The following is a 24219-nucleotide window of genomic DNA, read 5'->3' as shown; positions in this document are numbered from 1 at the left end:
ATCATACGCCAGGCCAGGTACGGCTCAAACTTGCTCGACGGGTCGGTCCGCGGCTCCGCGCGGGCGAGGTGAGCCGGGATGCCCGCCTGCACGACATCCAAACCGCCCTCCTCACGATCGGTGGAGTTTGCCGAATCGGCGCGCGTAAAAAATCTTTCGGGGGGACCGATGAGTTTTACGGGGTCGGGCGGTCCATGGGGTGTGTCGACGGCGCGGGGGACCGGGCCGCCGAGCCGGAAACGGCCTTCCAGCCGAGTCAGAGGAGGAACGACGATGGTGACGAATGTTCTTGCGTCCGAGCGCCCGATGGAACCCGTGTCGACGAAGACGTCCTGGTCCGGGCGTATCCTCAGCGGACTCGCGGTGGCGTTCCTGCTCTTCGATGCGGCCATCAAGTTGATGGCGCCGAAGGAGGTGCTCGCGGCGCACGATCAGCTCGGATTCCCCCCGGAGCTCGCCCGTAGCCTCGGGACGCTCCTCCTCATGTGCGTCGTGACCTACGTGATTCCGCGGACGTCGTTTCTCGGAGCGGTTTTGCTGACGGGGTATCTCGGCGGCGCGATCGCGACGCACGTGCGCGTCGGCAGTCCGCTGTTCAGCCACGTCCTGTTCCCGGTCTACGTCGCCGCATTCATCTGGGGCGGCCTTTACCTGCGGGACGCGCGTCTACGCGAGCTCCTCTTGCCGCGCCGGTAATCGGAGCGGCTGCACTCGACCGTAGGCCATCGAGCGCCAGATCCACTCCATCGGCCCGAAGCGGTAACGCGAAAGCCACGCGTGCGCGAAGATCACCTGCAGCGTGAAGATGCCGAGCGTGATCGGGAGCGTCCACCACGCGTGGACCCGGCCCGCGAGCCCGAGCCCCCAGCCATAAAAAACGAATGTGCTCGCGAGGCTCTGGCCGAGGTAGGTCGAGAGTGGCATCCGGCCGACCGGCGCGAGGATCAAGAGGGCGCGGCGAAACCAGGGCCGCTGCATCAAGAGGACCACCGCCGCCGCGTACCCGGCCGCGAGCAGCATGACGCCGAGCTCGTGCGGAATGATGATCGCGAGCCCGACCCACTCCGGAATCACGATGCCCCTGCGCATGAGCTGCATGCGCACGGGCTGGATCGCGGAGCCGAGGAGGCCGAGCCCGAGGCCCCAGCCGAGGAGCTTGCGGAAGAACGGCAGGCGCGCCTCGGCCTCTTGAAAGATCCTCGTCGTGCCGGCCCAGGCACCGAGCAGATATCGCCCGACGAGCCATACGAAATACCAGACCCAGATGAAGCCCACGTGATAGATGGCCTGCTTCACCTGCATCACGGTGAGCAGGCGGCGATCGCTGCCCGTGATCGCCGCGAAAACCTCCGCCCGGAAGGCCGCGAAATCGGGCGGCGTGGGCGAATAGGCCCGGAGGGCGTTGAAGACAGGGGGAATCCAGAAGACGAACGGCGGGACGAGCGTCAAAAAGAGGCCCCATGCGATGAGCTTCCAGCCGCGCACGCAGCGGAACAAAAGGAGGCCGAAGCCGGCGACCGCATACCCCCACAGGATATCGCCCCACCAGAGCAGGAGCACGTGCGAGACGCCGATGAGCGCCATCGCCGCGAGCCTGCGGACGTGCAGCGGCACCACGCTGCGCCCGAGCGCCTCAGCGCGCTGGAGTTGCACGGCGAACCCGAGACCAAACAGCATGGTCAGGAGCGCCATGGCCTTTCCGTCGACGAAGAGCCCGAGCAGGAAGAGGAACACCCTGTCGGCGGTGCTGCTCTGCGCGAGGACCACCTCGCGTGGCATGAACGCGAGGGCGCTGAACCAGGGCACGGTGTTCGCGAGGAGCACGCCGTAGAGCGCGAAGCCGCGTAACACGTCGAGGGTCTCGACGCGCTCCACCGCGGTAGCGGGCGCGAGCTCCGCTCTATTCGTTTTCGTCGGTTCGGCGTCCCCCTGACCGGTCTCTGTCATCGGTGCAGCATACACGTTCGTGTCTCGGGCGAGCAAGGCGCCCGGCACCATTCCAGCGGGGACCACATTAGGTTTGCCGCATGCCTCTCCAGAACCTGCTCGGCGCAGCCCTCACAATTGCCCAGCATGCGACCTCTTTGCCCATCTCCCCGGTCCTCTCCGAGCTCCTCACCTTTCATCCGGGGTGGATCACGAGGAGCGTGACCACGCACGATCCCGCGGGGGGAAACGACGATGGATTCCGCGCGGGCGTGGCCGTCGAGGGGGAATTCCGGGTTCTTTTTCATGCGCGCGGGGAGGGGAGGATCACCCGGATCTGGATCACGGCGCCGCGCAAGGAGCTCGAAAAAGACGGCCAGGAGCTCTGGATCGAGGTCGATGGCCAGACTGCGTTTCGTGGAGACCCCCGCGATTTCTTCGAGGGACGTGGTCCCTACCGCGCCCCGCTCGTCCTCGGCGTCGACGCGAGCTCCGGCGCATACACGAGTTATGTGCCGTTCGCGTATTCCCGCGAGGCCAAGGTGCGGTATCGAGGCGTCCCTCTTTATCACCAGATCACCTACCGCGAGGGGCCTGGATCCGCCGCCGGCCCGGACGCCGAGGCGCTCTCTCGGTTCCTCCGCGAGGACTGGACGGAACACCCGCCGGCCTTTGGCCCAGGAGCCACGCTCGGACCCGGGGCGACACGCATTCTCGCCACCGGCCCGACCACGATTTCCCGGCTCTTCGTCGAGCTCCCGGCCGCGCGCCTCGGGGATCTCCGGGTGCGTATCGGGGATCAGCCGGCCGTGCCCGCGTCCTTCTTTTTTGGCCTCGCCGGGAAGAGGGAGGCGATCGACGAAGGGTGGGTGACGTTCCGGAGCGCGCTCCACGCTGCTTGGAGAATGGGCGTCGTCGGGCGGGTCGCGTCGCGCCTGCCCATTCCGCTCGGCGAAGGGGAGGCGTTCACGATCGAAGCGGCATCCGAGGATCCGATCGAGGACATCAAGGTCGCCGCGGATTTCGCGGAGGCCCGCCCCGGCGTGCGGCTCGCCGCGCAATACCGCGATCAGGAGGCGCCCGGGCGTGAGACCACCATGAACCTGTTCCAGAGCGACGAACCCCTCCAGTTCGTGGGGCTCGTGGAAAACCTCGACGAGGGACTCCGCGGCGATCGGCGGTATCTGGAGGGCGACGAGATGATCCGGACCGACGGGATGCGCTACCCGGTGCAGCACGGGACCGGCACCGAGGACTACTACAATGGCGGGTGGTACTTCCTCGGGGCTCACGCGAATCCGCTGAGCGGCCAGCTCCGTTTCCTCGTCACGGATCCGGAGGATGAATGGAAACACGCGAAGTTCGAGCATTCCCTCTATCGGCTGCACGTGCCCGACCCCATCGTGAGCCGCTCCGGGATGCGCTTCGGCTTCGAGGTGGGCCCCACGGGCGCCTACACGCCGCTGCGCGTGCGTTCGCTCGGGCTCGCGTACGTGTTCTCCGGGATTCGCGCGATCGGTGAGCAGGTGGCACGGGTACGGTCCCCGCGTCTTCGGACGTCGGCCGTCGACGCCGAACGTGAAGCGCCCGTCCGAACCTTCCCGGTGCGGGAGCGCCGCGGCGTGACGAAAATCCTCTTGCGTTGCCCGTCCGAGGATGCTCGCGCGGTTTTGCTCGTCCGCACATACGCGCAAACCCGCGGCCCGCAGGAGGCGCGTGTGCGGCTCGACGGAAAAGACGTCGGCGGCTTCTTCGAATCCCAGCAAAACCCGGCCCGCGCGCTCGCGGAAGACGCGCTCTGGATCGAGCTTCCTCCCGGGACATGCGCGGCCGGAAAAGAGTCCGCCCTCGAGATCGACGGGACCGATTCCCCCGAACAGTTCAGCGAGAGCAGCTACCGCTTGCAGTATTTCACCGGTTCCGGATTGCCCACGCTCTCGCAGGGGCAAAATGTAAAAATCCTGGATACCGGGTCGCTGCCCGAGGGCCGTTTTTACGTCAACGACCACTCGTTGATCGAGCTCGCCGATGGGCGATGGTTGCTCACGGGCATCTTCCACGAGGAGCCGTACCAGGGGCTCGACGAGCGCGCATTCGTCCACGCACTCGCCGACGGCCCCGGGCCCGCGCGCTGGTACGAGGCCTCCTCGCCGAGTTTTACGATTGCACCCCAGCGCTTCACGCTAAAGGCCCAGGCCGACGAGCCCTGGATCTGGGCCCCCCATCTCGCCCGTGATCACGATGGGAGCGTGGTCATGATGTACCACGTGGGCGCGCGCGACATGGACCGCACGCAATTCCGCATCGCGCGCTCGACCGACGGGAAGCGTTTTACGCGCAGCGGAGGGACGCTCTTCGAGGATTTCTGCGTCGCCCGCGATCCCATGCTCGTTCGATTCGCGGAACTCTGGGTCGTTTATTACACACGCTGCGCCTCGAAGGACCTCCGCCTGAGCGGCGTCGCGTATCGAACGTCGCTCGATCTCACGACGTGGAGCGAGCCGAACATGGCCTTGACGCTCGGCCCGGAGACGATCCGGCACGACAGCGGCCATACCGAGTCACCGTTCGTGTTCGAACGAAACGGATGGTTTTACCTGACGGTCACGAGCTACCCGACGGCCTGGGATGCGACGTTCGTGTATCGCTCGCGCACGCCGTTCTCCTTCCCGAGCGAGCCCATCGCGCGCCTCTCCGCGCACGCGGCCGAGTGGATCGCCGAGGGAGGCCATTTCAACACGGGCCGCCTGTTCTTCACGCACGCCGGATCGGGGCAGGGGGGCGTCTTCCTGCAGGAGCTTTTTGGCCTCTGAGCGAGCGCCTCAACCCCGGACGAGCCGCCTGCGGACCAGAAATCCGGCGCCCACGACGAAATGCATGAGCACGAACGCGCCGGCGCCCGCGAGGGCCCCGGCGAGGAGCTGCTTGGAAGGCAGCTCCTGCCGCACGATCACGAACGCGAGCCCCGTGAGCGCAATCCCCGCGAGAGCCGAGATCCAGGGGATACGCGCCAGCGCATCGCTGTACGGTCCACTGCCGACGACGTCGAACCCGTCCCGCTCACCGAGGGCCTGCGCGAAGCGGAGCGAGGCGACCTCGAGCAGCACCCGCCCCGCCGCCTTCCGCAGCCGCACGGAAGGCTCGTGGTCGTCGCAGCACGGTATGTCGAGCGAAACGCCAGCCATCACGAGCGCCCGCATCCGCGTCGACGGCGCGCCGCAGGTGCAACAGATCGCCGGCAGCTCGCCCGGCGATCCCCGCAAGAGCACCCCGAACGAAGGCACGTCGCTCACCCGATCCGGCGGCGTGAGCACGATGCGACCGCCTTCGACCTCGACGAACCGCTTGCAATGGTCGCACTGGTGCCCCACGCAATCCATCTTCAGCGACAACCCCTGCACGAGCCCGCCGCATCCCGGACACGCCGCGACGTACGAATACATGAACGCGGCGACGATCAAGAAGACGACGCCGAGGACGAGCAGCACCGTGAGCGTCCAGGTGATCCACGAGGGAAACAGGATCGCCGGCAGAAACGCGACCCCGAGGCGCGCCGAGGCCCAGGCGAGATCGTACGTGAGGCTCCGGGTGGAGCGGCGCAGGGTCATTCGGGCAGCGGGATGAACTCGACGTCGTCGCCCGGGATCTTCGGGAAACGTTGCTCGCGCCAGTCGGCCTTCGCTCGTTCGAGGCGCTCCTTCGAGCTCGACACGAAGTTCCAGAAGATGTGCCGCTCGCCGTCGATCTTCGCGCCGCCGACGAGCATGACGTTCGTCGTCTCGATCGCCCGGATGCTCACCTCCGCGCCCGGGCGGAGCACGATCATCGCGCCCTCCGTGAACGTCTTGCCACTGCACTCGATGCTGCCGTCGACGACGTACACGGCGCGCTCCTCGTGCTCGTCGGTCACCGGCAACGTCGCGCCCGCTTCGAGCCGAGCATGCACATACAGCGTCGGCGAGAGGACACCCGTCGGGGCCTTCGCGCCATACGCGGTCCCCGCGATCACATGGAGCTCCGCGCCCGGAAGGTTCACGATCGGGATCGTGCTCCGCGGGTGATGCTCGAAGCGCGGCTCGATCTCCTCGTCCTTCTGCGGCAGCGCGACCCAGGTCTGGATCCCATGCATCCGCCCGCCACTCGCCTTGACCTCGGGCGACGTGCGCTCCGAGTGCACCACGCCACGCCCCGCGACCATCCAGTTCACGTCCCCCGGTCGGATCGGCTGCTCGGAGCCGAGGCTGTCGCGGTGCACGAACACGCCCTCGAGGAGGTACGTGATCGTCGCGAGCGCGATGTGCGGATGCGGCCGCACCCCGATCCCTTCGCCCGGCGCAAAATCGACGGGGCCCATGTGATCAAAAAAGATGAACGGCCCCACGAGCCGCCGCATCGCCGACGGGAGCACCCGCCGCACGACGAGGCCCCCGAGATCACGCGGGCGCCCTTCGATCACGAGATCGATCCCGCCGTCCCCCCTCTTGCACTCCGGATCCGCGTCGAGATGGCGGCTCATCAGGTTCTCCTCGGTACGTGTTCCACGGCGGCAGCATACCTCGGCGAACCTTCGCCGCGATAGTCGCCTGTCTTCGCCTCGCCATCGTGGCAGACCTCGCGCGCCTCGGAGGGAAGGGGAAGCGTGACCGTGAACGTGGCCCCGTGATCACTGCCCGCACTCTCGGCCTTGACGGTGCCGCCGTGCATCTCGACGAGGTGGCGCACGATGGCGAGGCCGAGCCCGAGCCCACCCTGCGGCCGGGAAGCCGAGCTATCCGCTTGACGGAACCGATCGAACACGTACGGGAGAAACGAGGCGCTGATGCCCTTGCCGGTGTCACGCACGATGATGTGGACGAGCCCCTCGTCGCGGGTGATCTCCACCTCGACGCGGCCGCCACGCGGCGTGAATTTGATGGCGTTCGCGAGCAGGTTCCAGAGGATCTGCCTGAGTCTGTCGGGATCGCCGAACACCGGGATGGAGAGGTTCGCAGGCGTGGCGCGGAGCTCGATGCCCTTCGCCTGCGCCGCCGGGCGGACGACGTCGATCACCGCGCGGACGACGTCGCCAAGATCCATGAGCCGCTGCGCAAGGCCGAGCTTTCCGGTGATGATGCGCGAGACGTCGAGCAGATCGTCGATGATCCGCATCTGCGCGCGGACGTTCCTGTCGATCGCGCCGAGCGCGCGAGCACGCGTGTCCGCGTCGCACTCGCGCGTCGCGAGGACCTGCGTCCAGCCCATGATCGCCGTGATCGGCGTGCGCAGCTCATGCGAGACCAAACTCAAGAACTCGTCCCTCAATCGGCTCGCCTCCTCCGCCTGTCTCCGCGCCTCCTCGGCCTGCGCGCGCGCCTCCTCGGCCTGTCGATGCGCCTCCTCGGCCTGCCGGCGCGCGTCCTGCGAGGCCCTGTAGAGCCGGGCGTTGTCGAGCGCGGTGGCCGCTTGCCCGGCGATGCCGACGACGATCCGCTCGTCCCGCTCCGTGAACACGCCCGGCTCGGCATGCCCGAAGAGCAAAGCCCCGAGGACCCTCCCACAGCGCGACACGACCGGAACCGCGAGATAACTGCGGACCGGCAAATGCCACTCCGGCATGCCGTGATGCGGCGGTTCCTGCCCGTAGCGGGGATCCGCGGACACGTCGTCAAGGCGAACCACGTGCTCGTCCCGCAAGGTCGATCCGAACAACGAGGTCCTGTGGGGCAAGGGGAAGCGCTCGAAGGTTTCACGCGTGGCGCCAGAGAGCGTGTAGAGCGTCAAGCTCTCTCCAGCCTCGCTCCGGTCCGTGTAAAAAAACGCGCCAAACTGCGCATCGGTCAGCGCAGTCGCCTCGTCCGTCAGCTTTTGCACGAGCTTGTCGAGATCGAGCTCAGCCGCCAGCGTGGTACCGATGCGCTGGAGCGTCTCGTTGATTCGAATCTCCTCGCGCAACTCCCGCTGGGCGCGTCGCTTCCGGCTATCAGAAAAATACGCGTCCAGGACCACCCCCGCGAGGCTCCTCGCAAGGTGGCGCAGCGGTCGCACACGCCCGCCCGGCGCGCACATGGTCCTGCCCATGGACGTGCATTCCCCCATGTACGGAATCGCCGATCGCTCGGTTCATCCCTCTCGTATCCCGCATCCGGGTGACGAACGTAATGCGATCTGCGGCAAACGCCTATGGCCCGCGCCATGCGTCGGCGAACGCACGAGCAGGGCAGAGGCAGATGCGCGGGGCTTTGCCCCGCACCCCAGCGGGGGCTGTCCGCCCCCTGCACCCCGGACCAGGCACGGCCTGGACCGAGGGCCTAGAAACCGCGCGATGCGCGGTTTCTAGGACGGGCCCGGGGCAAGACCACGAGCGGCGTTGCCCGTTGCCGGTCTTGCCTCGGCCTGTTCGATGAACTGCGCATTGCGCAGTTCATCGACCCCGGGTCCAGCGCTTGCGCTGGTCCGGGTCCAGGGGTGGACAACCCCTGGTCGGGCCCGGGGTGAAACCCCGGCGCTACGCTTCAGAGCACCACCACCTCAGGGAATGTGCGGCGCGCGCTCCGTCTCGATTTGCGTCTTGTCTGGCTGCCGTACGACGAAGCCGAACTTGTACCAGTTCTCGACCATGTCCTCGTGCTGGACCTCGGTCTTTCCGCTCCCGAAGTGGCTCGTGGCTCGGGCCCATGGGACGCGCGTTTGGGCCTGGGCACTCGGGAAGACGTCGTCGGGCCGGATGGACGGCCACCAGCCTCGGTTGCCTTCGGCTGCGCAGTCCGTGAAATCGGCGTGCCAGGGCAGCGCCATTTGCCGCGAGAAATGCCCTGGTCCGATGGGTTCGTCCTCGCCCCAGTAGCCGCTCGTTGCCTGGAGATCGATCCGGAACGGCTCGATGAACAGCGCGGCGTTGCGCACTTGCCAGCCCACCTCGATGCCTGGGAAAAATGCGCCGCCCGAGGCGGCCTCGAGCTGGGCGCGGTCGAGACCGTGCGCCGTGATCGTTGCTGGCGCGACCGTGACCGGGCCTGGGACGAACTGCCCGTTTGCCCAGTTGCGCAAGAGCCCGAATTGCGTCCGCGTGAACGCCAGGTGCTGCACGTATTCGGGCGCCTGGTTGTTGTAGGGGTCGTCGCCGAGCAGGAGCGGCATGTTCCCCTTTCCCTTGGGGACCTGCGCCCCGTTTGGCGCCCGCATCGCCCCGAAGAAACCCTTACGCATCTTTGCGTATTGCGGCGAGGGATCCCCCACCGTCGGATCGAACAGGTCCCCGTGCTTCTCTCCTGCCGACTTGATGACCCATCGATAGCCGCCGCCGCGCGCGAACATCGGACGGATCTCCGTCGTGAAATCGGGCGAGAAATGGGGGAACTCCACCGGGCCGCACGGCTGGTAATCGGCTGCGAGCTGCCGGAGCCGGGCGAGGGGCCCGCCTGGATCGTAGAGCGCGTTGTCGAGCGGCACGGGCAGCTCGCGCACGGCCATGTCGTAGAGGATGTCGTAGAGCGTCACTGCGCTCGTGACGTCCGGCGCGAAATCGGGCGGGCCGACGAGCACCCAGGCTCCGCCGGCCCCGTCGACCGGGATCTCCCGCGTGCTCCCATTGCCATCTTGGATCGTCACCGTCGCCGTCACCGGGCCGTCCGAGATGTCGTCGAACCAGCCGTCGTTGTTCGCGTACGAGGGCAGCGGCGCGGGCGTGGCCGTGTTGGACCCTGCCTTGCCCTGGCCGCCGAGCACGATGAGCCGCCCCTCGTCGTCCGTGCGCAACTGACCGAGGTAATCGATGACGGGATTGCCGTCTGCGCCGAGCGGGCATGCCTCCTGGGTCGGGTCGTCGCTCGTCCCTGCGCGGAACTCGACCGGGCCCTCGGAGACGCCGCTGATGGAACGCGGGCCGAAATCGATCTCGAGGGAGCGCCGATCCGCGACCGATGCATTCCGCAGCGGCCCGGGCGGACTTTTTTCGCCGGCCGTGCCGTAGAACTTGTGGAACGACGCCTTTTTGTTGGCGAGGTGCGCGCTCCAGGTGATGCCAAGGACGCCCGGCGTGTCGAGCGTGACCTCCCGGATCAGCGTCAGCTTTCCGTTGATCCAGCGATACTCGAAGATGCGGAAACGGACGGCCTGCGGTTTGATCTTGCCATCGACCTTGTAGGATGGCACGGCGGTGCCGGGGGCGCTGCCGAGGGGCCGCTGGCCCGGGATTTCGGGGCCGATGAAGTATGTGTCGGGATCGGCGTTGCCGACGCGCGCGATGCCGATGGCCGGGTGGATCCGGAACACCGGATCGCCGTCGCTCCCGAAGGCGAGGGCGTCGCCGCCGACGAGCGCGGCGGCTGCGGCGATGCCGCCGGCGAGGAAATTGCGGCGGCTCGTCGGGCCTGCGGCGAGCGCGGTGTCGGGGTCGTCGAGGGGAGGGAGGGCGCCTTCGGTTGGCGCGGAGTTTGGAGACTGGTCGAGGAGCGAAGGAGTTTCGAGGCTTGGGGCGACCATTCTCTGAACGCTACCGATTGTCCAGGATCGCGTCAATCCCGGAGCGCCGCGAGAACGCACCGTCAGGGGTTCGTCACCGTGTGCCCTTCACGTCCCCTTTGACATTGTGCGTCAAGTCCCAGCCGAGCCAGGCGTCCTCGAACGCGGGGTCCACGAACCACTGTTTTTTTTCACCGGGTGTGTCGTCCTCGATGACGACCCAGTCGTGGTCTCGGAGCCCCGGCAGCGGCACGACCTTCTCGAACACCTCGGCGCGCGCGCTGTGCACGACGTAGGCCCGCGCGTGGAGCTTCGAACGTGCAGCGGCCATGTCGAAGATCCGCGCGAAGAGGTGCGCGTACTCGATGCAGTTGCCCTCGCGCTCCTCCGCCCCGAACGCGAGCCGCGTCGGGTGCCCGAGACCGAAATGCAAACGCGCGCCGGTCATGCGCAGGGAGAGCTCGATCGCGTCCTTTACCGTGGCGAGCCGCGCCTCGCGTAGCTTGAATTCGATCGCGGCTTCGAGCGGTTTGTCGAGGGTCGCGGAGGATGCGCTTGTCGTGTGCGGGCCGGAGAGGCCCACGTTCGCCCGGGTCAGCGCGATCGCGAAAAGCGTGAGCCCGACGATCGCGAGCAGGGCGAGGACGAACACGCGCGCCTTTTTTTTCATCCGGCGGCCTTTGCCTCGTCCGTCCCGGATAACGAGGCGAGGAGGCGATCTCCGGTGGTCGTGATGGCGGCCGCGAGGTGCCGCGCGCGGAGCTCGGCGCGCTCGAGGTGCCGCGCGAGGACCTCGCGCCGATCGGGGTGCTTCGCCGCTTGCGCGAACAGCAATTCGCCGATCGCCTCGTCGGCGAGCATGCGCGTGAGCCGCTCGGCGTGCAGCATCGCATACGAAAAATCACGCTTTGGATCCCAGGTCCCGAGGAGCTTCGTCGACCAGGATTGCACGGGGGATCGCAGCGCATCCCCGAGTTTGTCGCCCGCCGTCCGCACGACGAGGTGCTGCTGCGCGGCGTGCGAGAGCGCCTGGATCCGCCCGAGTTTGCGCGCCAGCGGATCCCGCGCGGACACGCCCCGCAGCCGCGCCTCGGCGCCGCGGCGCAGGAACGCGGCCGGGTTCTTCAGGATGCCGGAGAGCACGTCCTTCATCGCCATGAGCGATTGGATCTGGCTCGTGCCCTCGTAGATGGGCATCACGGTCGCGTCGCGCAGGAGCTTCTCCGCGCCGTAATCCTTCGTGTACCCCACGCCGCCGTGGATCTGCACCGCCCGCCGCGCCATCTCCACGGACTTCTCGGCCCCGAGATATTTTACGAGGGGCGTCACGCGTCGCGCCTCGCGCTTGTGTTTGGCGATCTCGCGCTCCAGCCGGGCGCGCTCCATCTCCGGAAGCCGGCCGAATTGAAGGCGCAAGGATTTCTTTTGCGAGAGCTCCTCGTGCTGGGCGCCGTGCATCGCGAGCGCGCGGATTCCTTGGATGTCCGTGCGCATCTCGTCGAGGTAATCGGCGATCATCTCGTGCCGCTCGATGGGTTTGCCCATGGAGTGACGCTCCGCCGCATACCCGCGCGCGAGCGAGAGCGCCGCCTCGCAGAGGCCCAGCGTCTCGAAGCCCACGCCGATGCGGGCGTTGTTCATCATCGTGAGCATGTACTGAAAACCGTCGCCCCGTTTGCCGATGAGGTGCGCGGGGGCGCGGTCGAACGAGAGCGCCGCGGTCACGGACGCGTGATGGCCGAGTTTTTCCTCGACGCGATCGATCGTCACGATCCGCCTTCGTGTGCCGTCCGGGAGGTCCTCGTACGTCGGGACGAGGAACATCGAGAGGCCGCCGAGGCCCGCGAATGGATCGGATTCGTCCTTCGGCTCCTCGGTCCGCGCAATGACGAAATGGTATTTTCCGTGGCCCGAGGTGATGAAGATCTTCTGGCCCGTGACGAACCAGTTCCCGGCGGCATCCTGCTCGGCGCGCGTGCGGAGCTTTGCCATGTCGCTGCCGGCGTCGGGCTCGGTGATATCCATGCAGCCCCAGGCCTCGCCGCGGACGATCTCGTCGATGTACGGGCGGAAGCGCGTCCGCAGGATGCGGCCCGTCTCCGGATCGATTTCGCTCGTGCCTTCGCGCATCGAGAACATCAGCATCGCCAGCGCGATGCCGCCGTGGAAGCCGTGGTGCGCCATCACCGAGACGTCCGCGCGGCCGAAGAGCTCCGTGCCGATGAAATAAAGCATCGCCGGCGCGTTCGACCCACCGAGCTCGCGCGGCAGGCACAGGCCGTGGAGTTCCATGCTGCGGAGCTTCTCGAAGATCGACGCGAGCCGCGGCGGGAAGGAGGCCTCGCCGTCCCGGAAGATCACGCCCTCCCGGTCGAGCTGCACCGCGTGCGGTGCGATCTCCTCGGCGGCGAAGGTGCCGAGCATGTCGAGGATGTCCTGGTAGAGGTCGAGGGCCTCGCCGGGGTTCTGCGGGCCGCCTTCGCTCCGGAAGTCGTGCTCGGTGGCGCGCGTGATGGGCTCCCAGTCGATCCAGCGCTCGACGTAGAAGCGGAGATCCTCGTTGTCCCGATAGAAGTTCGCCATCGCCCTCACACCCTTCGCCTGGCGCCTCGCCCGGCGGGCGGATGATACACCGGCGAAGGTTTTTTGCGCACTTTACGTTCGGGCCGTCTCCGGTGTCTCATGGGGCTCGAGAACGGAGCACCTATGACGAACACACGATTGCGAGCGGGCGTTGTCCTCATTCCGATCCTGCTGTGGGCCTGCGGCGGCGGCGCGGCGACGACGGGCGGGGGCGGGAGCGGCGCGGGCGGGAGCGGCGGAGGCAACGGCGGGTCGGGCAGCGGGACGGAGTTGCCTTGCGACGTGGCCGAAGTCGTGGCCGAAGATTGCCAAATCTGCCACTCGTCCCCGCCCAAGTACGGCGCGCCGATGGCCCTCGTGACGGCGGCGGATTTCCACATGGGCGCGCAGAGTGATCCTTCGAGGAAAGTCTACGAGCTCGTGGGCGAGCGGATCCACGACGCGGCCCGGCCCATGCCGCCGAAGGGCCTGCTCGACGCGGGCTCGCAGGGCGTGCTCGACGCGTGGATCGCTGCCGGCGCGCCCGGGGCTTCGGGGGATTCGTGTTCGGGGACGGGCGGCGCGGGCGGCGGCGGGTCGGGGCTCGATTGCACGCCCGACGTCTTGCTCCGGCCGAAGACCGCGTGGACGATGCCGAAGCTCACGGAAGACGCGTACGTATGTTTCGGCGCCGACGCCGTCGTGCAATCGAAGCGGCACATCACGACGATCGCGCCGGCCGTCGACAACGACGTCATCGTCCATCACATGCTCTTGTACGAGGTGCCCTCGGCCTACGACACGACGCCGAAGCCGTGCGGCGCGGGCGATTCGGGGGGCGGGCGCCTGGTGAGCGTGTGGGCGCCTGGCGCGCAGGCGCTCGTCTTGCCGACCGAGGCGGGCCTGCCGCTCGAGGGCACGGGTCATTACATGATTCAGATGCACTACTCGAACCTGACGCAGCTCGACGGCCAGACGGATCTGAGCGGGTTCGACCTGTGCACGACGACGGCCCTGCGCCCGAACGACGCGGACATCCTCGCGTTCGGCACGACGAAGATCAACATCCCGGCGCACAGCGAGCTCGACCTCAGCTGCAACCTCACGGTCCCGGCGGGCTTCCCGAAGCTCAACACCTTCGCGATCGGCCCGCACATGCACAAGCTCGGCACGATCATCTCGGCCCAGCACAAGCCCGTGAACGGAGCCGCCGTCGAGCTGACGCACCGCGACCCGTGGAGCTTCGACGATCAATACTGGGACGCGGCCGACACCACCATCGGCCCCGGCGACACCGTCACCACGCGTTGCGTCTGGCAAAACCCGGGCAATTCGAACGTGACCTTCGGCGAGGACACGTCGAGCGAGATGTGCTTCGTGTTCGCCGCGTATTACCCGCGGGTCCAGCTCCCGAACTGGCACTGGGGGCTGCCGGCGGTCAGCTCGGAATGCCAGGCCGCGCCCTGAGAAAGAAGGAACCCTCGATGAAAATCGGCAAACGACGTTCGACCTGGGCCCTGCTCGTCCCGCTCGCGGCCGCCCTCGTCGCCTGCAGCGGCGGCGGCAGCGGCAGCGGCAGCGGCGGCAGCGGCAGCGGCGGCAGCGGCGGCGGCGGCAGCGGCGGCAGCGGCGGCAGCGGCGGCGACTCTGCTCGTTGCGTGGTGGAGACCCCCTCGGAGCCTGGGATCGTCGCCACGGACAGCGGCCTCGTCCGCGGCAACCTGGAAGGCGCGAGCTGGGTATACCGCGGCATTCCGTACGCCGCGCCGCCCACGGGTGACCTTCGCTGGAAGCCGCCGGAGCTCGCCGCTTGCTGGGACGGCGTGCGGGACGCGAGCGCGTTCGGCGCGCAATGCCCGCAGATCGACGAAAAGACCAAGACGGCGATCGGCGACGAGGATTGCCTCTCCCTCAACGTCTGGGCCCCCGACGGCGCGGCGGACAGCGCGCCCTTGCCGGTCCTCTTTTTCGTGCACGGCGGCGGCAACATCCAGGGGTCCAGCAGCGAAACGCTGCCCGGCGGCGCCCTGATCTACAATGGCCAGGACCTCGCCGAGTCGCAGAAGGCCGTGGTCGTGACCATCAACTATCGCCTCGGCGCCCTCGGCTTCCTCGCGTTACCAGAGCTCGCCGCGGAGACGCCGAACGCCGCGTCCGGCAATTATGGCCTGCAGGATCAGATCGCCGCGCTGAAATGGGTCCAGAAGAACATCGCCGCGTTCGGCGGGGATCCCAAGCGGGTCCTCCTGTTCGGCGAATCCGCCGGCGCGCTGAACACGCTCACGCTCATGGCCTCGCCGCTCGCGAAGGGGCTCTTCTCCGCGGCGCTCGCCGAGAGCGGGGGCACGACCTCGACGCCGAAGCAGGAGGCCGAGGCGGCGATGAGCGAGCGCGTCGCGGAATCGTCCTGCGGGAGCGCGGCGGACAAACTCGCTTGCCTGCGCGGCAAGACCGCGGCGGAGCTGCTCGCGGAGCTGCCGGGCTCGATCGGAATCGGGAGCGTCTCGGTCGGCTCGGATGCCTCCAAGTACGGCCCCGTCATCGACGGCTACGTCCTGCCCAAGGCGACGCTTGCGACGTTCTCCGCCGGCGAGCACAACCGCGTGCCGCTCGTGATCGGCACGAACGGCGACGAGCTCGCGAAAGGAATGGCCATTCAGGTCTCCACGCTGCAGCAATACGAGAACGTCGTCACGCAATCGTTCGGCCCGCTCGCGCCCCAGGTCCTCGCCGCGTATCCGGCCGGCGATTACCCGACGCCCCAGGACGCGCTCGTGGCGCTGTATTCGGATCTACGCTTCAACTGCCCGAACCGGAGCATCGCGCGCGCCGTCGCGGGGAGCCAGAGCGAGCCGGTGTATCGGTACTTCTTCACGCGGCGCGCAAAGACGGCGCAAGGCGAGAACCCGGCCGCGCACGCGGTCGAGCTGCTCTACGTCTTCCGCACGCTCACGGACATCCCGCTGTATTCGCCGGTGGCCGAGGACCTCACGCTCGCTGACGCGATGATGGGCTACTGGGGCCGCTTCGGCGCGACGGGGGATCCGAACGGGAGCGGCGCCGCGCCGTGGCCGCCCTACGACGCGCAGAAGGACACGCACATCGTGCTCGACGCGCCCATTTCGAGCGGCGAGGGCGTCCGCAAAGCCCAGTGCGACGCCTGGGAACAGATCGCGGGCATGCCCTGATTCAGCGCGACTCGTACACCTGCCCGGACGGCAGCTCCACGCACGTCAGATAACCACCCTTGCCGCAGCGCGTGTCGATCCCGATCACGCAAGGGCCGACCCACGCATCCTCCTTGTCCTCGGGCGTGTACTCCGAGAGCTCGGGCGGGAGGTATTTCGTGGCCGTGTGCCCAAAAATGACGAGCTTACCGCGGTACTCGCGCACGAAGTCGTCGTCGCGGCACCAGAGCATCGCGAGCTTCTTTTGCGTGGTGGAAGGATGCTCGAAGCCGTTTGGTCCTTTCGGCAGGGCCGCGTGCACGTAAATCGCGTGCTCGTCCTCGTACCAGTACGGGAGCTCTCGCAACCATTCGACGACCTCCGGCGGGAAAAACGTGCCTTTGAAGATCGGCTCGACCTCGTCGTCGGCCATGCCCTCGCCCTCGGCCGGCGGCGGTCTGCCGAGGTAGGAGCGCAGCGTGGCGAGGCAGCCGTTCGGCGCCGGAATCACGAATTCGGGCCAGCCGCGTTCGATGACGCGGAGCCAGCCGTCTTCGTGGTTGCCGCGCAACGTGACGACCTTGGCGGGCATCTGCGAGGGGAGGGCGCGGAGCAGGGCGACGACGTCGGCCGAGCGGGGGCCTCGATCGAGATAATCACCGACGAAGACGAGCGTGTCGGTCGCGTCGAGGGGAGGCAGGGTGCCGAGGAGGCGCAGAAGTGCGTCGATGTCCCCGTGGATGTCGCCGATGGCGAAGGTGCGGCCAGGCATGAGGGCGGGGAGAGCAGCAGGGATTCTTGGGGAAGGCAAGGGGCTTTTGCTTGCTTCCGTGTTGACGCTCTCACCCAAGCCATGCACGGTGGCGACTCGTCGTACCAGGAATGGGGGGCATATCTCGACCCCCACGGGGAGATCCATGCACCTTCGTAAACCCATCCTTGCTTGCATTGCGCACCTTTTCCTTTCGCTCGTTTCGTCCTCTGCACTCGCGGCTCCGCCCTGGCAGGGCCTGCCGGACATGGGCGTGGCACGCCACGGCCATGCGGCGGAATTTTTTCCGGGCATTGGCGTGGTCGCCGTGGGCGGGCCCTCCTTGTTCGAGGCGCTCGATCTGGCCACCGGTACGTGGACGCCGCGAAATCCCGCGCCCTCCATGGGTTTCGTGACAGGGGCTCTGCTCCCAGATGGCCTGTGGATCGTCTGCGACCTCGAGCAGGCCTACACGTATGACCCCGTGAGCGACACCTGGATCGAAGAACCCCAGCTCCCCTCTTTTGACTACGATATGACACTCACCGCGCTCCCGGACGGCGATGTGCTCTCCACGGGCGGAGTGATGGACTTCAACACGTCGGGTTATTCGAGACGTTATGATCGCATGGGCCAAACGATCCTCGCTCGAAGCCTGAATCAAGCCCGCGCCAGCCATACGGCGACGACGTTGCCTTCCGGCCGCGTGCTCGTCGCGGGCGGCCGGGCGTGGGGCCCGACGGAAGAAGGCGACGAGGTTCAGTTCCCCCGGGTCGAGGCTGAGGTGTACGACGCCACGACCGATACGTGGACCCTCGTTTCGCCCATGCACACGGCCCGCTACCGGCACGCGGCCGCGCTCTTGCCGTCCGGCAACGTGCTCGTCGCGGGAGGCTTTCCGCCCACGGCAACGGCAGAGGTCTATGATCCGGCCGCGAATACGTGGGTCGAGATCGCGCCCATGAACGAGGCGAGGTGGGGGCATACGATGACGTCACTCCCGAGCGGGCGCGTGATGGTCACCGGCGGCCTCGGTGGCGGCACGGCGCTCACGTCCGTGGAGGTGTATGATCCCACGACGGGGACCTGGACGTTGCTCCCGCCCATGGCAGTGAACCGCTGGCGACACACGGCCACGTTCGTGCCGGGGCACGGTTTGCTCGTGGCCGGCGGACAGATGTACGAGTTCGCCGGACCCATTTGGGCGAACGTGGAGCTCTACCCGCTCGGCAATGCCGCGCTCGGGGCTGCATGTGTCATCGGCGATGAATGCGCGAGCGGTGCTTGCACGGGCGGCGTGTGCGTGGATGGCAGTGGCAGCGGCGCAGGTGGAGCAGGCGGAGCGGGCGGTGCAGGCGGCGCAGGCGGCGCGTGCGGCGTAGGCGGAAGCGGCGGAAGCGGCGGAAGCGGCGGAAGCGGCGGAAGCGGCGGCGTGGAGATTCCTCCCGGTGGCGGCGGCGCGCAATGCGCGGTCGACACGCGCTCCTCGGGGAATGCCGGATGGTTCGCGCTCGTCGGCCTCGGCCTCCTTCTTCGCCGCCGTCGACGCTGATATTCCTACGACGCTCTAGCCCTGCACGAGCGCACCGACGTCGTCGCCCTTGCCCGTCGCGAGCCGCGCGCGGTCTCCGCGGACCACCACCTCTTGCGCCGGGATCGGATAGCCGAGTTTGCTGATCTCGTCATACACGACGAGGTTCGCGGCGTTGAGCGCCCAGGGGTACTTCTTGCTGTCGACATAGGAATGAGCGACCAGCGTCGGGCCGGCGAGGTTCACGCCCGTCAGTTCGATGAACGGCGCGGGGTCGCTGACCGCGTGATCTGCCTTCGGTAGCTTCTCCTCCAGAATCGCGATGACCTTGTGCACGTCGGCGCCGTGGGGGAGCTGAACCTTGATGTCCCCGTGGATGTCGCCGATGGCGAAGGTGCGGCCAGGCATGAAGGCGGAGAGAGCTGCAGGGATTCTTGGGGAAGGCAAGGGGGAACCGACCGCTTTGGGCTTGCTCTCGTGTTGACGCCCTTACCCAGCCCATGCACGGTGGCCGCTCGTCGTACCAGGCCCGGGGGGGCGTATCACGACACACCTCAGGAGATCCATGCACCTTCGTAAACCCTTCATTGCTTGCATCGCGCCCCTTTGCCTTTCGCTCGTTTCGTCCTCTGCGCTCGCGGCTCCGCCCTGGCAGGGCCTGCCGGACATGGGCGTGACACGCCACGGTCATGCGGCGGAATTTTTTCCGGGGATTGGCGTGGTCGCCGTGGGCGGGCGCCCGAGCCCGGGGGATCCCACCTTGTTTGAGGCGCTCGATCTGGCCACCGGCACGTGGACGCCGCGAAATCCCGCGCCTGAGATGTATTTCGCGACAGCGGCTCTGCTCCCAGATGGCCTGTGGGTGGTCCGCGACGTCGAGCAGGCCTACACGTATGACCCAGTGAGCGACACCTGGATCGAAGAACCCCAGCTCGTCAGCTTTCGCACCGACCCGACGCTCAGCGTGCTCCCGGACGGCGATGTGCTCCTCACGGGCGGATTTGCCGACTTCAGCACGTGGGCTGACTCGCTCCGTTATGATCGCATGGGTCAAACGCTCCTCGCTCGGAGCCTGAAGCAAGGCCGCGCCAGCCATACGGCGACGACGTTGCCATCCGGGCTCGTGCTCGTCACGGGCGGCTGGGCGTGGGCCTCGACGGATGAAGGCGACGACATTCAGAAACCCCTGACCGAGGCCGAGGTGTACGACGCCACGACCGATACGTGGACCCTCGTTTCGCCCATGCACACGAGCCGGCAGCGGCACACGGCCGCGCTCTTGCCGGACGGCAAGGTGCTCGTCGCGGGGGGCCTTCCGAGCACGGCGACGGCAGAGGTCTATGACCCGGCCGCGAATACGTGGGTCGATGTCGGGGCCATGAACGAGGCGAGGTGGGGGCATACGATGACGACGCTTCCGAGCGGGCGCGTGATTGTCACCGGCGGCGTCGGCAATCGTGGCAGCGCGGCGCTCACGTCCGTGGAGGTGTATGATCCCGTGACCGGGACATGGACGTTGCTCCCGTCCATGGCAGGGCAGCGCTGGCGACACACGGCCACGTTCGTGCCGGGGCACGGTCTGCTCGTGGCAGGCGGACAGACGAGCTCCCTCTTCTCCGACCCGAGCGTGGCGAGCGTGGAGCTCTACCCGCTCGGCAATGCCGCGCTCGGCGCTGCATGTGTCATCGGCGATGAATGCGCGAGCGGCGATTGCACCGGCGGCGTGTGCGTGGATGGCAGTGGTAGCGGAGCCGGCGGCGCAGGCGGAGCCGGCGGCGTGGGCGGCGCAGGTGGAGTGGGCGGCGCAGGCGGTGCAGGCGGCGCAGGCGGAGCGGGCGGTGCAGGGGGCGTGGGCGGCGCGGGCGGCGCAGGTGGAGTGGGCGGCGCAGGCGGAAGCGGCGGTGCAGGCGGCGTAGGCGGAAGCGGCGGAAGCGGCGGCGCGGATGTCCCTCCCGGTGGCGGTGGCGCGCAATGCTCGGTCGACACGCGCTCCTCGGGGAATGCCGGATGGTTCGCGCTCGTCGGCCTCGGCCTCCTTCTTCGCCGCCGTCGACGCTGAGATTCCTACGACGCTTCAGCTGTGCACGAGCGCACCGACGTCGTCGCCCTTGCCCGCCGCGAGCCGCGCGCGATCTCCGCGGAGCACCACTTCTTGCGCCGGGATCGGATAGCCGAGTTTGCTGATCTCGTCATACACGACGAGGTTCGCGGCGTTGAGCGCCCAGGGGTACTTCTTGCTGTCGACGTAGGAATGCGCGACCAGCGTCGGGCCGGCGAGGTTCACGCCCGTCAGCTCGATGAACGGCGCGGGGTCGCTGACCGCGTGATCTGCCTTCGGCAGCTTCTCCTCCAGGATCGCGATGACCTTGTGCACGTCGGCGCCGTGGGGGAGCTGAATCTTGACGTCCAGGCGGGCGATCGGGTTCTCGCTGTGGTTCGTGATGATCTCGCCGAAGATCTTGTTGTTGCCCATGAAGACGCGTTCATTGCCGAAGGTATCGATCGCCGTGACGAAGAGGCCGATCGAGTGCACGATCCCCATCACCCCGCAGATGGTGACCACGTCGCCTGCCTTGAAGGGGCGCAGCACGATCATGAAGACGCCCGCGGCCAGGTTGGCGAGCAGGCCCGACCAGGCGAGCCCGATGGCGACCCCGGCCGCTGCCAGGATACCGGCAAAGGTAAACGTCTGGACGCCGAAGACGCCGAGGACCGTGATGATGAGGAGGATGTTGAGCAGGACGCTCGCAACCGAATTGAGGTAGCGCGAGAGCGTTTCGTCGATCTTGCGTATCTTCGCTGTTCGATCGAGCAAGCGAAGGACGGTGCGTATCACCACCCGGCCTACGATCCACAGGACGATGGCCCCGACGATTTTGACGCCGACATCGACGACGAGCTGGATGCCGATATCCACGTACTTCTTGATCATTTCGTTCATCTCACAGTGTCTCCATTCATGGGGCGATGAGCTTCTGGGCGCCGCGCAGCCAACGCGGAGGGATCATCCGAACAAGAGAGGATATTGGCGAGCGAAACGGGAGTGCCCCCTCGGGCACAACTACCGCATGTCGGCCGAGCGACGCAAGGCAGTCCAGAGCTCGCGGCCGCAGACGCGGGGCCTGAGCAACGCTGATCAGCCGGTTCGTCCGCCTGAATGCGCGTGAGGATCACTCGGCGCTGGGCAGGAGCCCACGCCGGAACGCCACCCGGACCCACACGTCCCGCGGCAGTTTACGCATCCTGGCAACCAAGCGCAGGCTGTCGATCATGGGCACGCGCATCGCTCGTCCTGGCATCGTACCCACGACGGGGGTGGAGGTCGCCTTTCCGGGGTCTCCGGAACGAACGGTGTTCTACGGCGGAGGCGGGGGCGCGGGCGGGTAGTAGCAATGCTTTTGGATGGTCTCGTCCCGGAACGCGAGCACACCGCGCCTCATCCGATAGTAGATCCGATGCGCGAGCATGTCGTCGTGGCCGATGTAGCAATGCTCGATGGCCGTCCATTTCCCGATGACCCCCGGCGCGCCCGGGCCGAGGCGGTAGAGCACGGCGCCCGTGACCATCTGCCCTTCGCGCGGGCGATAGGTGGAGCTCGTGAGCAAGACCTCGTCGCGGCCGTCTCCGTCGACGTCCACCGCGCGTTTGACCTCTCCGATGTGCAAGTCGCCCGCGAGCTCGAGGTCGAGCTCGACGGTATCGTCCTGCAAGACGAGCAGACGTACCGTGTGCGGCTGGCCGTTGCCCGTGGAGCAATACTCGATCAAATACGCCGATTGCGTGGAGCGCGGTCGCGTGAACGCGCCGCGTACGGTCGTGATGTGCGGCAAGAGGATGCCTTTCGCCTGCTGTTCCGGAGGCGTCGAAGGGGAATCCGGACCGCAGCGCGAGCCCTTGGCTGCATGCGGGTGGGGGAAACGCTTGACGAGCTCGTCGAACTCGGCACGGGGCGGCTCTTTCCAGCTCAATGCGTCGTCGGCGGTGAAATCGTAAAGCAAGGCCTCGCCGGCCGTGTTTGGGAAGGTCGGGGGCGGCGGCGCAGATGGGGCGCAGCCGGCGAGCCACGCGAGAAGTCCGAGCCACTTCGAACAGGCCGGTGCGTTTATGCGTCGGAACTCGGGCATCGGATCCTCCCACGAGCGGCGCGGGATTTTACACCACCCGAGCAGCCAACGTCCATGGGCGTCGGCTGCTGCTGCCGCTCGGTTCGGTCGCCCTACGGACTCCGGCCTGCCGGCATCTCGGAAAGTCGCAGCGTCACGCGCTCGCTCCGTACGTGGCACCCTTCCCACCACACGAAGAGCGCCGCTGTCGCCGCCTCGGCGCCGCGCGTCGCGGTGATGACGAACTGTCCCGAGGTCTCCCAGCCGCAGACATACTCGCCGACCGTGAACGACTCGCAATCCCTGGCAGGCTCGTCATTGACCGAATACCTGACCACCGCGTCGGATACGGGGGCGCCCTCCGCGTCGAGGACCGTGACCGTGACCGAAGAGCGCGCCTCGAGCGTGCACAGGACCTCCTCCTCGTCGGCCTGCGCGACCATGGAATGGCCGAGCGCAGTGGCAATGAACGAGGCAATCATGATCTTTCGGGCCATGCAGGATGCTTCTCCTCCGTGCGTCGTCATCGCCGGCGAAGGGTAATGCCGCCGGCCGTGCCAGTTTCGTGCCGTGGCCCGCGACGTGCACTCCATCCTGCCACACCGCCGGAACCTCGCGCGGTGGGATGAGGAGGAACCATGAAGCGTATTCCCCTGCTCGCGGCGCTCGCCGTCGGCGCCGCTCTCTTTGCTTCCAGTCCGGGCGCGTCGAGCGCCGAGGCAGAGCTCCCCGTGAACAAAGCAGCCACGGCCGGGTTGCGTACGATCAGCGTCTCAGGCGACGCAGAGGTGAATGTCGCGCCCGACGAGGCATTCGCGAGGCTCGGGGTCGACACGCGAGACGCGCAGCTCCTCGTCGCGAAGCGGCAAAACGACGAGCGGGTCGCGCGGGTGCTCTCGCTCGTCGGGAGTCTCGGCATCGACGCGAAGGATGTGCGAACCGATTACATCAGCCTGACGCCGCTCTACGAAGACGGCTACGAGCGAACCAACGTCGTCGGGTACGCCGCGCACACCACCATCACCGTGACGCTCCGGGACATGCGGAAGATCGAGCGTTTGCTGATCGGCGCGCTCGAGGCAGGCGCGAACCGCGTCGACGGTGTCGACTTCGTGACGACGGAATTGAAGAAGCATCGGGATGAAGCGCGAGCGCTCGCCGTCAAGGCAGCCCAAGACAAGGCGCGGGCGCTCGCGGCGAAGCTCGGTCAGCGAATCGGTCAACCCCTCGTGGTGGCGGAGGCGGCGGTACCGCCGGCGTGGGCGGGCCAGCAGCTCGCCCAAGTCGCCGTCACCGAACCTGGCGAACCCGATCTCGGCGTCGGCTCGATCGTACCAGGGCACGTCACGGTGAGGGCGAAGATCCTGGTCACGTTTCAGCTTCTGCGCTGATACGTGAGCGCACAGCGCGGGCGAATCCCTCAGTTGTTGCAGGCACACGAAGAATTCGTGTGATTCACTTCGCCGCCGCTGCCGCCGCTGCCGCCGCTGCTGCCGCTGCTGCTGCCGCTTCCGCTTCCGCTTGCCGCTTCCGGGGCTTTCGGGACCGTTGTTCTTTGTTTTCGTCCGGGGAGGGCGATTGTGCCCGCGTGCTCGGAAGGCGAAAGGCCGAGCCGTGCTAGATGGGATGAGGCAGCTCCGAGTGCACCTGGCACCGGAATGGCCAGTACGACGAAGGAGAAGAGCAAAGCGAAGGGCACGCGAAAGGTCGGCCCATCGCGACCCGAGCGTGCTGGAGTGC

At 67.5% G+C, this 24219-nt stretch carries 19 protein-coding genes; 7 read left to right on the top strand and 12 right to left on the bottom strand.

Annotation, left to right across the window (positions count from 1 at the left end; translation table 11 throughout):
- Positions 1 to 273 precede the first annotated feature (273 nt).
- A complete protein-coding gene (locus KEG38_RS50815; RefSeq protein ID WP_272428161.1) occupies positions 274 to 696 on the top strand; it encodes a DoxX family protein in 423 nt (140 codons plus the stop codon).
- On the opposite strand, the gene KEG38_RS50810 is transcribed toward KEG38_RS50815, so the two are convergent.
- On the bottom strand, positions 667 to 1947 hold the full coding sequence (locus KEG38_RS50810) for a DUF418 domain-containing protein (protein WP_272428160.1): 1281 nt from the start codon (positions 1945 to 1947) through the stop codon (positions 667 to 669). The genes KEG38_RS50815 and KEG38_RS50810 overlap by 30 nt on opposite strands.
- An 80-nt stretch (positions 1948 to 2027) precedes the next feature.
- Here KEG38_RS50810 and KEG38_RS50805 point away from each other — a divergent pair, with 80 nt between their 5' ends.
- Positions 2028 to 4739: a DUF2961 domain-containing protein gene (locus tag KEG38_RS50805; RefSeq protein WP_272428159.1), complete on the top strand. Its 2712-nt coding sequence runs from the start codon at positions 2028 to 2030 to the stop codon at positions 4737 to 4739.
- 9 nt (positions 4740 to 4748) lie between these two features.
- Here the strand turns inward: KEG38_RS50805 and KEG38_RS50800 are convergent, their stop codons facing one another.
- The 6 genes from KEG38_RS50800 to KEG38_RS50775 form a co-directional block, all read right to left on the bottom strand.
- Positions 4749 to 5534 carry a hypothetical protein gene (locus KEG38_RS50800; protein ID WP_272428158.1) on the bottom strand — a complete coding sequence of 262 codons (786 nt, stop codon included), beginning with the start codon at positions 5532 to 5534 and terminating at the stop codon, positions 4749 to 4751.
- Positions 5531 to 6442, bottom strand: a complete 912-nt coding sequence (locus KEG38_RS50795) for a pirin family protein (protein ID WP_272428157.1) — start codon at positions 6440 to 6442, stop codon at positions 5531 to 5533. The genes KEG38_RS50800 and KEG38_RS50795 overlap by 4 nt, the downstream gene beginning before the upstream one ends.
- Entirely contained in the window at positions 6442 to 7911 is a 1470-nt protein-coding gene (locus KEG38_RS50790) for a sensor histidine kinase (RefSeq protein WP_272428156.1), read from the bottom strand. Before KEG38_RS50790 ends, KEG38_RS50795 begins: the two co-directional genes overlap by 1 nt.
- A 522-nt stretch (positions 7912 to 8433) precedes the next feature.
- Positions 8434 to 10386 (bottom strand): LodA/GoxA family CTQ-dependent oxidase, encoded by a 1953-nt coding sequence (locus KEG38_RS50785; RefSeq protein WP_272428155.1) that lies wholly within the window; start codon positions 10384 to 10386, stop codon positions 8434 to 8436.
- 73 nt (positions 10387 to 10459) lie between these two features.
- A complete protein-coding gene (locus tag KEG38_RS50780) occupies positions 10460 to 11035 on the bottom strand; it encodes a hypothetical protein (protein WP_272428154.1) in 576 nt (191 codons plus the stop codon).
- Positions 11032 to 12948 (bottom strand): acyl-CoA dehydrogenase family protein, encoded by a 1917-nt coding sequence (locus KEG38_RS50775; protein WP_272428153.1) that lies wholly within the window; start codon positions 12946 to 12948, stop codon positions 11032 to 11034. The genes KEG38_RS50780 and KEG38_RS50775 overlap by 4 nt, the downstream gene beginning before the upstream one ends.
- A gap of 123 nt (positions 12949 to 13071) precedes the next feature.
- Between KEG38_RS50775 and KEG38_RS50770 the strand changes: the two genes are divergently transcribed.
- Complete coding sequence (locus KEG38_RS50770; RefSeq protein ID WP_272428152.1) at positions 13072 to 14394, top strand: monooxygenase; 1323 nt, start codon at positions 13072 to 13074, stop codon at positions 14392 to 14394.
- 17 nt (positions 14395 to 14411) lie between these two features.
- Positions 14412 to 16115 (top strand): carboxylesterase/lipase family protein, encoded by a 1704-nt coding sequence (locus tag KEG38_RS50765; protein ID WP_272428151.1) that lies wholly within the window; start codon positions 14412 to 14414, stop codon positions 16113 to 16115.
- 1 nt (position 16116) lies between these two features.
- On the opposite strand, the gene KEG38_RS50760 is transcribed toward KEG38_RS50765, so the two are convergent.
- Positions 16117 to 16866, bottom strand: coding sequence for a metallophosphoesterase family protein (locus KEG38_RS50760; protein ID WP_272428150.1), 750 nt, complete (start codon positions 16864 to 16866; stop codon positions 16117 to 16119).
- 145 nt (positions 16867 to 17011) lie between these two features.
- Here KEG38_RS50760 and KEG38_RS50755 point away from each other — a divergent pair, with 145 nt between their 5' ends.
- Positions 17012 to 18397, top strand: coding sequence for a Kelch repeat-containing protein (locus KEG38_RS50755; protein ID WP_272428149.1), 1386 nt, complete (start codon positions 17012 to 17014; stop codon positions 18395 to 18397).
- A 15-nt stretch (positions 18398 to 18412) separates the two neighbouring features.
- On the opposite strand, the gene KEG38_RS50750 is transcribed toward KEG38_RS50755, so the two are convergent.
- Positions 18413 to 18784, bottom strand: coding sequence for a hypothetical protein (locus KEG38_RS50750; RefSeq protein ID WP_272428148.1), 372 nt, complete (start codon positions 18782 to 18784; stop codon positions 18413 to 18415).
- 157 nt (positions 18785 to 18941) lie between these two features.
- Here KEG38_RS50750 and KEG38_RS50745 point away from each other — a divergent pair, with 157 nt between their 5' ends.
- Positions 18942 to 20435, top strand: coding sequence for a Kelch repeat-containing protein (locus KEG38_RS50745; RefSeq protein ID WP_272428147.1), 1494 nt, complete (start codon positions 18942 to 18944; stop codon positions 20433 to 20435).
- A 15-nt stretch (positions 20436 to 20450) separates the two neighbouring features.
- On the opposite strand, the gene KEG38_RS50740 is transcribed toward KEG38_RS50745, so the two are convergent.
- From KEG38_RS50740 to KEG38_RS50730, 3 genes are all read right to left on the bottom strand, one after another.
- Positions 20451 to 21317 carry a mechanosensitive ion channel family protein gene (locus KEG38_RS50740; RefSeq protein ID WP_272428146.1) on the bottom strand — a complete coding sequence of 289 codons (867 nt, stop codon included), beginning with the start codon at positions 21315 to 21317 and terminating at the stop codon, positions 20451 to 20453.
- A 415-nt stretch (positions 21318 to 21732) separates the two neighbouring features.
- Complete coding sequence (locus tag KEG38_RS50735; RefSeq protein ID WP_272428145.1) at positions 21733 to 22500, bottom strand: hypothetical protein; 768 nt, start codon at positions 22498 to 22500, stop codon at positions 21733 to 21735.
- Between the two features lie 92 nt (positions 22501 to 22592).
- On the bottom strand, positions 22593 to 22976 hold the full coding sequence (locus KEG38_RS50730) for a hypothetical protein (RefSeq protein WP_272428144.1): 384 nt from the start codon (positions 22974 to 22976) through the stop codon (positions 22593 to 22595).
- A 141-nt stretch (positions 22977 to 23117) separates the two neighbouring features.
- On the opposite strand from KEG38_RS50730, the gene KEG38_RS50725 reads away from it, so the two are divergent.
- Positions 23118 to 23870, top strand: a complete 753-nt coding sequence (locus tag KEG38_RS50725; RefSeq protein ID WP_272428143.1) for an SIMPL domain-containing protein — start codon at positions 23118 to 23120, stop codon at positions 23868 to 23870.
- The last annotated feature ends 349 nt before the right edge of the window (positions 23871 to 24219 follow it).

This window comes from Polyangium jinanense, from assembly GCF_028435265.1.
Taxonomy (GTDB): Bacteria; Myxococcota_A; Polyangia; order Polyangiales; family Polyangiaceae; genus Polyangium; species Polyangium jinanense.
Note: the sequence above shows the minus strand (reverse complement) of the source record. Positions and strands in the feature narration are given on the sequence as shown.